This window comes from Bradyrhizobium sp. in8p8 (genome assembly GCF_000426845.1).
Taxonomy (GTDB): domain Bacteria; phylum Pseudomonadota; class Alphaproteobacteria; order Rhizobiales; family Xanthobacteraceae; genus Bradyrhizobium; species Bradyrhizobium japonicum_C.
In genome coordinates this window covers 77,974-90,078 of the sequence record NZ_AUGD01000007.1, presented here as the reverse complement: position 1 = coordinate 90,078, position 12,105 = coordinate 77,974, and the positions used below count along the sequence as shown (strand labels likewise).

Below are 12,105 nucleotides of genomic sequence, written 5' to 3'. Positions count from 1 at the left end.
TCCGGGTCAGCGATCGCATGCGTCATAGCGAAAGGCCGACATGAGCTTGCGTCGCCATCACTGCGTCGGCCGCCCGGCGGCATGCACCCGCAAAGGCTTTGACATAGCGGTGCATCGAGGCTCGGGCGGTCGCGTTGGCCGGATAAGCCACCGTAAGCGAGAGCCCGCGTTGCGTACGAAACAACCAGAGCGCAACCTGCGCGGCCATGCCTTGGTTAATATAAACGCGCCCATTCGCCTCATGCCATTCGCGCGCAATGTGCGCACTGAGCGGAGGAACGTTCGCATCCATATACGACAGCATGACGCCACCCGTGGCGACGGACCGTACCGCCGGCAGCCCGGCGGCCAGTTCGAGCACGAGCTCGATCGGCACGTTGGCAAGGCAAAGCCGTTCGTCAAAGTTGCGTTGGGCAATGAGGGCAAGTTCGGAAAACGTCAGCTCTTGCACCTCGAAGTCGATGGGCACCACGCCAACGCACCAGCCGGTCGTCCTGAACGCCTGTGGCGATATTCGCGTCGTCGTTGGAGTGACGACGCTGTAGCGCGACCGCCCTGTCATTTCCCGTTCGGTCAGGGCCGCGCAGGCCAAGAGGCCGCCGATTGCCCGCGCGCCGGAAGCATGGCACGCGGACTCGAACGCGGCCATGGCATCATCATCGAAGATGTCGATGTGCACATACTCGGCCTGATAGCGATCCTCCATCACACCGAGCGGCAACGCGAAAGAGGGCATCCGCCCGCTGTTCCGGTGCAGGAACGCGATCCACTGCTCCACCTCGGGATCCGACAACGTTGTCACGGCGGCCCGCTGGCGCTGACTGGTGCAGTAATCCAGATAGCTGCCCGGCCGTCCGAATTGAAGCGGCGTCTCCCCGTCGAGCACAGCGCGATACGCCAAGCGGATCTCTGTCATCAGGAACGCGATGAGGGTCGCGTCGCCGTGCAAATGGTCAATGCTTGCGAAGCAAGTGAAGCCATTGGTGCGTTGGAGAATGCCGAAGCGAAAGCAATCCCATGCGAACGGTGTCGGGGTTGCGATGATGTGCTTTTGCCAATCCTCAGCGCTCACCTCGCCGAGCGTCGAACACTCCATCTGAATGGCCGCAGGATCGGTCAGTACGTGTCTTACGATCGCTTTGCCGCGCTCCTCGAACCAGCTGTGATAAGTGTCGTGCCTGCGCAGATGCGCGGTCACCACATGGGTCATAGCCCTGAGGTCACATCGCCCGGGTTCATCCCACACAACCACGAGCAGGCGCGCCATCGCCTCTTGTCGCTGCTCGCACGCACGGAAAGCACGCAGATGCTGTTCCTGTTCGTAGCTCGGCAAGGCGGGCGACACCGGCGCGCGTTTGGCGCTTTCTATCGAGGCCGCAGAGGGACACCAGAGAGTCAGCGTCGCAGGAGGCCCTGACCAGTCATGCAGCGGACGCAGATCAGTCACCGGCATCTGCTCCGGCTGGCTGCAATTCTCGCATCGCCCTGCTCAACGTGTCGGCCAGAGCACGCACGGTCGTCACCTCCACGGCGCGCAGCCGGACGCCGGTGTCGGATTCGAGTGCCACCAGCAATTGGAGCGTCCCCAGCGAATCGAGGCCGTAGTCAAAGAATGAGCGGTCGGGATTCACCGTGCGGCGCAAGATGACACCGAGATGCTCGATGATCAGACGCCGCAACAGGGCCGGCCTCTCATCGAGCGGTGCGCGTCTCAGCTCCGCGCGCAGGCGGCGCGTCGGATCGTCCGCGACCGCCGGAGCTTGCGACAAGGCCACAGCGAACGGGCTTCGCGCCGATAGCGACGTCAGCCACGGCGCGCCGCCAACATCGACATATGCGGCATAGCCGCGGTCGTGCCGCAGCAGCGTCTCGAATGCATAAGCGCCATCGCGTGGGTCAATCATTCGCACATCGCCGCGGGCCGAGAGATGCGCACCCGCGCCGACGTCCGCCCACGCGGCCCAGGCAATTGCCGACGACGGCAGGCCCTGCGCGCGCCGCCACTGCGTGAAGGTGTCAAGCCAACTGTTGGCGGCAGCGTAGGCGGACTGCCCCGGCGAACCAAAGAGCGCTGCGACCGACGAGAAACAGCAAAACCAGTCGAGCTGTCGCTTCAAGGTTGCCTGATGCAAATGCCAGGCGCCATCCACCTTCGGCGCCCAATTCCGATACAGCCTCTCCTCGGTGACGGAGGGAAGGATACCGTCTGCGACGACGGCTGCGCCGTGCAGGACACCGCGCAGCGAGAGGCCTGTCGCAGTGGCAGCTTCGACAAGGCGCCGCGCGGTCGATGGAGCCGCGATATCCGCACTTATCACCTCGACCTCGGTGCCCCGCGCTCTCATCCCGGCCAACACGCTCGCAGCCGCGTCCGTCGGCCTGGAACGCGCATTGAGGATCACGCGGCCAGCCCCGGCAGCGGACATCGCGTCGGCGATCAGCAGGCCGAGCCCGCCCAGGCCGCCGGTGACGATGTAAGCGCCATCGCTCTTGAACGGCGTGAAGCGCTTCGGCGCCTCTGGCACGCGGTAATGGCCGGTCCTTGGAACCGAGAGCACGAGCTTGCCGATGTGACCGGCGCCGCTGACAACGCGAATGGCGCGAGCCGCGTCGGCGAGAGGATAGGCAGCGATGTCTGGCAGGATCCGCCGCTCCTCTCCGGCAAGACGCATGACGCGCGACAGCAATGCCTGCACGCGAGCCGGAGCAGTCATACACATCTGCGCCAGGTCGACCGCGAAGAACGACAGGTTGCGCTTGAACGGAGACAGCTCGACCCACGTGCCCCCATAGATGTCCTTCTTGCCGATCTCGATGAAGCGCCCGCCCGGGGCGAGAAGCTCCAGGCCGGCGCGCTGCGACGCGCCAGTGAGCGAGTTGAGGACGATGTCCACGCCGTAACCCGCCGTGTCTTGCCGGATCTGCTCGGCGAATGCCACGGTTCGGGAGTCGTACACGTGGCCGATGCCGTTGGCGCGCAGCAGTTCTCGCCGCGCCTCGGAGCCCGCGGTCGCGAATATCTCTGCACCGGCCGCGCGCGCAATGGCCACGGCCGCCTGCCCGACTCCACCGGTCGCCGAGTGAATGAGCACCTTGTCGCCGGGACCGATCCGCGCCAGATCCTTGAGGCCGTACCACGCTGTCGCGGTTGTGGCGAGAATGGCGGCGGCTTCGGCATCGGTGAGCGTGCGGGGTATCGCAGCGAGCAGCCGCGCATCGCAAGTGACATACGTGGCCCAAGCTCCCCCGCAGCAGAGCCCGGCCACTCGGTCGCCGACGCGAAACGGCGAAAGGCCCGGCCCGACGGCGGTGACGATGCCGGCAAAGTCCAGGCCGAGATCCTGCGCGCGACCACACACCGTGGGATAGCGACCAAGGGCAACGAGCACGTCGGCGAAATTGACACTGGTGGCATGGACGGCCACCTCCACCTCGCCCGCGTCCGGCGCGCGCCGCTCGAACGCGGCCATCTCAAGGGTCTGGAGGTCACCCGGCACGCGGATCTCCAGGCGAAGACCATCGCGCGCCGCGTCGCGGTCCACCATGCGGCGATCAGCATGACCAAGCGGACTTCGCTGCAGCCGTGCGACGTATGCGCTCGTCCCGCGCAGCGCCGTTTCGTCTTCCTTCGAGCCGCTCAGCAATTGACGCTGAATCAGTGACAGGTCCGCTCGAAGGTCCACGTCGATCTGGGTGGGATGGAGTGCGGGAAACTCGGCGCCGACGGCCCGCAGACACCCACGCACACCGGCGTGCGCGAGTTGGACGGTGTCGTCCGGCAGTACGCGTTGGGCCATGCAGGTGATGACGAAGAGGCGAGGCCGCCGCTCGCACTCCATCAACGCCTTGGTCACGTGCAGCAGGCTGCTTATGTTGGCTCGACCCGCGTCCGGAGACGCTGGCTCGCGGCTGCGCGGCAATACCACAGCCACGGCCGCAGGGCGATGCTGATGCAGAACATCTTCGATCTGCTCGCGCCACATGCCTCCCTTCCCGGCCCCGGCGCTGCTGAGGATGAGAGTCTTGAACCCTTGCTCGCGCAGGCTTCCCTCCAGCCTCATCGTCAACTGGTGTCCGGAATCATCGGCGTCGAGCAGCAACCAGGCGCCATCGCCCGGCTGGACCTTGGCACGGGGGATATCCCATGGCTCCCAGACGACGTCGAGCAGGCGCGAGTTGCAGGCCACGGCGTCAGCGTGCTGTCCGGCCGCACCGCCACCCATTGCCAACCCATCGACACTGAGCAGCACGCGCCCGGAGGCATCGAGCAGATCAATGTCCACCTCGACGTGCAGCGCGTCCATCGCGACAAAGCGAGTGATGCAGTGCGCGGCGTCAGCGTCTGGGTGGTGGAGCCGCAGACTTCTCACCGAGAGCGGCAGTAGCGGACGCCCGTTTGTCCCCGAAACGACCTGAGCGAAAGCGCCAACGGACTGGAAGCACGCGTCGAGCAGCACGGGATGTACTGTGTAGCCGCGCGCGCCCGTTCGGAGCGACGCCGGGAGCCGAAGATCTGCAAAGAGCGAGGCGCCGTCGGCAGATAGCGCCAGGCTGGTGCCCAATGCGCGAAATGATGGTCCGAACTGGATGCGCTGCGAGTCGAACCATCGCCACACTTCATCGGCGGCAACAGGCCTGGCGTGAGCGGCGCGCAGCGCGGCGATGTCGTAAGCTGGAGCCGAGTCTGCAGAGGCACCTGCAAAGAGCCGAGCCCTTGCATGGACCTGCGCTCCGCTGTCTGCCCGGCTCTCGAGCCTGAAGTTCAACTCACCGGGCCGATCCAGCACTGCTGTACAGACGACCGGCATCGACGGCTCCAACCGGAGCGCGTGGTCAAACGTCATCGCCTGCACTTCGACGAGCGATGTACCAAAGGCCATGCGTGCGGCGGCAAGCGCCATCTCGCAGAAGCCAGCGCCCGGGAGAAGCGGCACTTCGTTCACCCGGTGGTCCGCAAGCCAGGGGTGGGCATTGAGCCCAACCTCGGACGACCAGATGTGGCGTTCCGGTTCCTCGTGCAGCGTGCGGTGGACATTCAGAAGCGGATGCGTTGACAGAAGGTGATGCGCCCCTGCGGTTGGCACAGCCGGCGCAAGGAACAGGGGATAATGCGTCCAGGCCGGCAGCGGGAGATCGAGCAGTGGGCCATCCGGATACATGGCACCGAAATCGATCGCCGCGCCCGCGACGTAGATGGCGCCAACCAGATCGAGAAGCCCGTTGCGCATGGGCTCGCCGCGCGTCATCGACGGAAGCGCGCGGACGGCGAAGTCCATCGCGGCAGCATTCTCCAACACCGCGCGGGTCACGATCGGATGCGGCGATAGCTCGACGAATACGCGGTGTCCGTCTTCGAGCACCGCGTGCACGGCGGGACGAAAGCGCACTGAATGCCGAAGGTTGTCGACCCAGTAAGCGCCATCGCAGACGGGGGATTCGCGCGGATCAAGCAGGACCGTGGAGTACATCGGCGTCTGCGGCTTGTTCGCAGTCACTCCCGCGAGGCGCTCCGACAATTGCGCAAGGATCGGCTCGACGTGGAAGGTATGAGAAGCCACATCGACCGCGACCTCACGGGCGAACAGGCCTTCGGCCTGCCAAGCAGCGACGAGACGTTGCACGGCTTCGACAGAGCCCCCGACGACGGTGGATGCCGGAGCCGCCAGTACCGCGACCTCCACGTCATTGACCAGCCGGCGCGCCAGATCTTCGCGGACCGCTGCAGGCGCCAGCCCGACGACTGCCATTGCACCGGAGCCAGCGAGCGTCTGGCACAGCATTGCGCGATGACAGATCACCTTTACGCCATCTTCGAGCGAGAGTGCGCCAGCCACGACTGCGGCCGACACTTCGCCCATCGAATGGCCGATCACTGCGGACGGCGCCACACCCTGGGCCTTCAGGGACGCGGCCATCGCGACCTGCACGGCGAAAATGGCGGGCTGGACTCGTTCGATCCCGGAGAGTTGTCCGGGCTGCCGTAGAGTATCGGTCACGGAGAAGCCGCTGACGGCTTGAATCAGAGGCTCAATGGCGGCAATCACATCGGCGAAGACCGCGTCGACATCGAGCAGCGCCGCTCCCATCGTGTCCCATTGCGAGCCGTGTCCAGAGAACACAAAGACGGGCCCGCGGCCGTTGTCATCGACCCACTCCGCATCGATAGAGGCATCGCCTGCGAGCCCATGCAATTGCCCAGTCAGATCGTCGAGCGTTTTCGCAATGAGCGCGTGCCGGACCGGCCTGTGCCCTCGTCTGCACGCCAGGGTTCGCGCGACGTCACTCGGGCCGTGACTGCCGGCGGTCGCGTCTAGCCAGGACGCAAGACGGCCGGCCGACGCGCGAAGCGCCGCTGGCGAGGTGGAAGAAATTGGAAACAGCCACGGCCGTTCGCCTGTTCTACGGCTCTCCAGCGGAAGAGGTGAATCCGCTGCCTGAGGAGCCTGTTCGAGCACCACATGCACATTCGTGCCGGACATGCCGTAAGACGATACGGCTGCACGGCGGAGTCCGTCCGCACCGGTCGAGGGCCAGGGCGCGGTATCCGTCGGGACGAAGAGCCGCGTCTCGATCGTCTGGAGATGCGTGGGCAGCCGATGAAAGTGAAGTGATCGCGGTACGACGCCGTGCGCGAGCGCGAGCGTCGTTTTGATCAGGCCCAGGACGCCCGCCGCCGATTCCGCATGGCCGAGGTTGCTCTTGAGCGATCCCAGTGCGCAGGGCGCCTGTCGTCCATACTGCGTGGAGAGGCTGTGGAACTCCTCGGTGTCGCCCACAGGCGTACCGGTGCCATGCGCCTCGATCATTCCGACGGACGAGGGGTCAACCTGCGCTTCGGAAAGGGCACGATCGATCACCGCGACCTGAGCCGCGCGGGACGGTGCCAGTATGTTGTGCGTGCGTCCGTCCTGGTTGACGGCGCTGCCGCGGATAACAGCAAGCACGCGGTCGTTGTCGCGAAGCGCGTCGCTCAGCAGCTTCAGCATCACGACGCCGCAGCCCTCGGCGCGCACGAAACCATCGGCGCGCTCGTCGAACGCGTGACACCGGCCTGTCGGCGACAACATGCCGAGCCCCGATGCCGAGGCGTATGTTGCGGGCGAGAACATCAACATTGCCCCGCCGGCAAACGCAATGTGGCACTCGCGCGCAAGCAGGCTCCGCCGAGCCGCATGCACGGCGACGAGGCTGGACGAGCAGGCCGTGTCCATGGTGATCGCCGGGCCCGTGAGGCCCATCGCATGGGCCACCCGCCCCGACGCCATGCTGAAGGGCGTGCCCGTGAAAGCGTAGGCCTGGCCCAGCGCGCCCGCGTCGCGCGTGACCTGCATGTAGTCCTGATGCGAAAGGCCGAAGAACACGCCCGCGTCGGTCCCGCACAGGCACCGCGGATCGCGACCAGAATGTTCGGCGGCCTCCCAGGTGACCTCAAGCAACAGCCGGTGCTGGGGGTCCATGGCGAGAGCCTCAGGTTCGCCGATGCCGAAGAAGCGATGGTCGAAGCCCGATGGGTCGTCCAGGAACGCGCCCCAGCGTGAGACCGAGCTGCCCGGCAGCCCCGCCACGGGCACGTAATAGTCGTCGGCATTCCAGCGCTGCTGCGGGATATCAGTAACAAGATCGCTGCCTGCCAGGAGCGCGCTCCAGAAGGCGGCCGGCGAGCCGATATGTCCCGGTAGTCTGCAGCCAATGCCGACAACAGCAATCGCAGTCACAATCGAGACCTTTTTTCCGGAGAATGTTTTCGATCCAAATGCAGTACTAAACTATTGATCCTCCCATCAAACGTCTAGCACACCGGTCGCTAGAGGTCAGAAAGCAAGACAATCGGCACAGCACGTGGATGGTCGCACGACGCGACTTACGATCTCGCTTCCGCACTCTGCACGACCATGCCGCTCCGGCAGCGTCATTTCCATGAATGGAGTCGCTATGCTCGCCGCCTGTCGTCAGGGCCTTGTCATTCCGGTGACCGCCCTCCGGCGTTCTGCTGGATGATTGCGCCTGCAAGTTTCGGGACAAGCGAACGGCGGTCGGTGCCGCCAGGAGCACACGGCATCCGGGCGAAAGATGTGGGCGGCCTGCAGCAGTGCTCCCCAGCCCGGATGGGTGTCGCGAGTGATTGCAGGGCGAGCGAGAGCTGGCTGGGGCGGGAGGGATCGAACCTCCGAATGGCGGAATCAAAATCCGCTGCCTTACCGCTTGGCTACGCCCCATCAGGCGACTGTGTGAATGGCGGAAGATAGCGCTACCGCGGATTCTCTCCAGTCGCAGCCGGTCTATAGGGAGCGGGGCGGCATTTCAACCGCCTGGAGGCGTGAAATAGCGCAGGCGCGGGATTGGTTGCGCCCGCCCTTCCGTCGCGTCCCAAGCTGTCGTTCCCGGCCACCCCGCCCCGACCATTGAGACCGCCTTCGTTTCGTGAGAATACGGCGCCAAACATCTGCCCTCGGGAGTGAGCCATGACCTACCGCGCGCCTATTTCTGACATGCTGCTGTCGCTCAACCATGGCGCCGGCCTGAAGGCCGCCGTGGAGGCCGGCCATTACGGCGATTTCGACGCCGACCTTGCGGCCGCCGTGCTGGAAGAAGCCGGCAAATTCGCATCCGACGTGCTGGCGCCCCTCAACAAGGTCGGCGACGAGCACGGTATCAAGCTCGAGGGCGGCAAGGTCACGACCGCGCCGGGCTGGCCTGACGCCTACAAGCGCTGGACCGAGGGCGGCTGGAACGCGGTGTCCGGCCCGGAAGGTTTCGGAGGCCAGGGCCTGCCGCTGGCGATCAACGCCGCCTGTACCGAGATCTGGAGCGCCGCCAACGTCGCTTTCGGTCTCTGCCCGCTGCTGACGGCCTCGGCGATCGAGGCGCTGGACGCGCATGGTAGCGACGAGCTGAAAAGAATCTATCTCGGAAAGCTCGTCTCCGGCGAATGGACCGGCACGATGCAGCTGACCGAGCCGCAGGCCGGCTCCGACGTGGGCGCGCTGCGCACCCGCGCCGAAAAGCAGGCCGACGGCACCTATCGCCTCAAGGGAACTAAGATCTTCATCACCTATGGCGAGCACGACATGACCGACAACATCGTGCATTTCGTGCTTGCGCGCCTGCCCGATGCGCCGGCAGGCACCAAGGGGATCTCGCTGTTCCTGGTGCCGAAATTCATGGTGAATGCGGACGGCTCGCTCGGGCAGCGCAACGACATCTATGCGAGCGGCGTCGAGCACAAGCTCGGCATGCATGCCTCGCCGACCTGCACCATGACCATGGGCGATCATGGCGGCGCCATCGGTTTCCTCATCGGCGAAGAGAATCAGGGCATGCGCTGCATGTTCACGATGATGAACCAGGCCCGCCTCGGCGTCGGCCTCGAAGGCGTCGGCGTTGCCGACCGCGCCTATCAGCAGGCGCTGTCGTACGCGCAGGAGCGCAAGCAGGGCCGCGCGGTCGGCAGGAAGGGCGACGGCTCGGACGCGATCTTCGTCCATCCCGACGTCAAGCGCATGCTGATGCGGATGCGGGCGCAGACCGCTGCGGCGCGCACGATCTGCTATGCGACCGCGGTCGCGATCGACGTCTCGACCCGCGCCAAGGACGCGAAGGTGCGCGCAGATGCGGCAGCACGCGCGGCACTGCTCACGCCGATGGCCAAGGCCTATTCCACCGACATCGGCAACGAGGTCGCCTATCTCGGCGTGCAGGTGCATGGCGGCATGGGCTTCATCGAGGAGACCGGCGCGGCCCAGCACTATCGCGACGCCCGCATCACCGCGATCTACGAGGGCACCAACGGCATCCAGGCGATCGACCTCGTCACGCGCAAGCTGGCGGCCAATGGCGGCGCGTCTGTGTGGGCGCTGCTCGACGAGCTCTCGGCAACCGTCAGCCAGGTCGAGGCCTCGAACGATCCCGGTTTCGGCACGACGGGCGCCAAGCTGCGCGAGGCGATCGATGCGCTCACACGGAGCAGCAAATGGCTGCTGGAGCGCGTTGCCTCCGCACCGAACGAGGCGCTCGCCGGCGCGACGCCCTATTTGCAGCAGTTCGGCTCGACGCTCGGCGGCTGCCTGCTGGCCTCCGAAGCGCTTGCCGCAAAGGCCGACGGCAACGCGGACGCTGCGCGCCATGTCGCGCTCGCGCGCTTCTTTGCCGAGAACATCGCGGTGCAAGCGGGAGCGCTCGAGCGCACCGTGACGGAGAGCGCGGAGTCGGTCGCGTCGGCGGATGCGGTGCTGCTGGGGGTGAGCGGCTGAACGCCGCGGTGGCGGCGTTCCACGAACCCGCGAACGGGAGGGACCAGTGAGTGCACGCTCGCTCGTCGTTCCCGGGCGTGACGAAGGCGCCAGCCCGAAAGACGGCGAGAACTTTCGTGAAATCTTCGTGCGGAACGTCTAGTCTCATTCCATGCGATACTCGGTCCCCCTTTCCGCACTCGCACTGACGCTCACCTTCGCCCTTCCCGCGTCGGCCCAGACCGCCGCGCCGGTCGAGCTGCGCGTGCTCGCGATCAACGACTTCCACGGCAATCTGCGCCCACCACCGGGCGGCATTCGCATCGACGATCCCGAGGACAGAACCAGGAAGGTGATGGTGGCCGCTGGTGGCGCCGAATACCTGGCAACGCTGGTCAAGCAGCTGCGCGAAGGGCACAGGAACACCATATTCGTTGCCGCCGGCGATCTGATCGGCGCGAGCCCGTTCCTGTCGGCGATGTTCCACGACGAGCCCTCGATCGAGTCGCTCTCGATGATGGGCCTCGCGATCAGCTCGGTCGGCAATCACGAATTCGATGAGGGCAAGACCGAGCTTCTGCGCATGCAGAACGGCGGTTGCCATCCGGTCGACGGCTGCCAGGGACCGCATCCATTCACAGGCGCCAAGTTCCGGTACCTCGCTGCCTCCACCATCGAGACCTCTACCGGCAAGAGTGTGCTGCCTCCCTACGAGATCCGGGAATTCGACGGCATACCCATCGCCTTCATCGGGCTGACCTTGAAGGAAACGGCGGGCATCGTCTCTCCAGCCGGCATTGCCGGGCTCGAATTCCGCGACGAGGCCGAGACGGTGAACGCGCTGGTACCGCAGCTGAAGGCGCGGGGCGTCGAGGCGATCGTGGTGCTGATCCACCAGGGCGGCGAGCCCGCAGGCGACTACAATGAATGTCCTGCGATTACCGGGCCGATCGTCGAGATCGTGAAGAGGTTCGATCGTGCCGTCGACGTCGTCGTCAGCGGCCACACCCACCAAGCCTACGTCTGCGACATCGACGGGCGGCTCGTCACCAGCGGCGACAAATACGGTACCCTGGTCACCGCGATCGACCTGAAGCTCGATCCGGCCACGCGCGACATCGTCGGGACGAAGGCCGAGAATGTCATCGTCGCCAATGCCTCGCTGGCCCGGGATCCCGAGCAGACCGCATTGATCGACGCCTACGACAGGCTCTCCGCGCCGATCGCGAACCGGCCGGCCGGCTCAGTGACGCAGACGCTGTCACGCGTGCCGAACGACGCCGGCGAAAGCGCGCTTGGTGGTATCATTGCCGACGCGCAATTGGCGGCGACGCGCGATACGAAGGATGGCGGCGCTGTCATCGCGCTCACCAATCCCGGCGGCGTCCGCACCGACATCGCTCCGAAGGAAAATGGCGCGATAACGTTCGGCGATGTCTTCGCCAGCCAGCCGTTCCGCAATCGCCTTGTCACCATGACGCTGACGGGCAGCCAGCTCAAGGACCTGCTCGAGCAGCAATGGCTCGATCCCAAGCGGCCGCGGATCCTCCAGGTGTCGAACGGCTTCAGCTATACCTGGGATGCATCGAAGCCATTCGGGCAGCGCGTCATCTCGGAGAAGATGACGCTCAACGGCAGGCCGATCGAACCTGGAAGCGACTACCGCGTCACGCTCAACGATTACCTCGCAGTCGGCGGAGACGGGTTTACCGTCGCCAAACAGGGTACGGCACCGCGATATGGCGGCTACGACGCGGACGCGCTGTTCGCGTTTTTCCGGGCGAACGGGCCGATCGGTCCGCTGCCGCCCAACCGCATCCTGCGCGTGAATTGATCTCGATCAAACACGCAGCCCTTTGCCATTCCTGGCCAAGCG

General features: G+C 65.6%; 4 protein-coding genes and 1 tRNA gene. 2 read left to right on the top strand and 3 right to left on the bottom strand.

What is annotated here, in order from left to right; all coding sequences use genetic code 11:
• Positions 1 to 22: 22 nt before the first annotated feature.
• The 3 genes from K408_RS38190 to K408_RS0118800 all read right to left on the bottom strand — a co-directional run bounded on the left by K408_RS38190 (position 23) and on the right by K408_RS0118800 (position 8,216).
• Positions 23 to 1,447 carry a condensation domain-containing protein gene (locus tag K408_RS38190; RefSeq protein ID WP_196232381.1) on the bottom strand — a complete coding sequence of 475 codons (1,425 nt, stop codon included), beginning with the start codon at positions 1,445 to 1,447 and terminating at the stop codon, positions 23 to 25.
• The gene (pks2, locus tag K408_RS38185) at positions 1,440 to 7,715 is read right to left on the bottom strand and encodes a sulfolipid-1 biosynthesis phthioceranic/hydroxyphthioceranic acid synthase (RefSeq protein ID WP_210163710.1); all 6,276 of its coding nucleotides are present in this window, start codon (positions 7,713 to 7,715) and stop codon (positions 1,440 to 1,442) included. Before pks2 ends, K408_RS38190 begins: the two co-directional genes overlap by 8 nt.
• A gap of 426 nt (positions 7,716 to 8,141) precedes the next feature.
• Positions 8,142 to 8,216, bottom strand: a tRNA-Gln gene (locus K408_RS0118800).
• A 246-nt stretch (positions 8,217 to 8,462) separates the two neighbouring features.
• Here K408_RS0118800 and K408_RS0118795 point away from each other — a divergent pair.
• Positions 8,463 to 10,250 carry an acyl-CoA dehydrogenase family protein gene (locus K408_RS0118795; RefSeq protein ID WP_024340265.1) on the top strand — a complete coding sequence of 596 codons (1,788 nt, stop codon included), beginning with the start codon at positions 8,463 to 8,465 and terminating at the stop codon, positions 10,248 to 10,250.
• Between the two features lie 151 nt (positions 10,251 to 10,401).
• A complete protein-coding gene (locus K408_RS0118790; RefSeq protein WP_024340266.1) occupies positions 10,402 to 12,063 on the top strand; it encodes a bifunctional metallophosphatase/5'-nucleotidase in 1,662 nt (553 codons plus the stop codon).
• Positions 12,064 to 12,105: the final 42 nt, after the last annotated feature.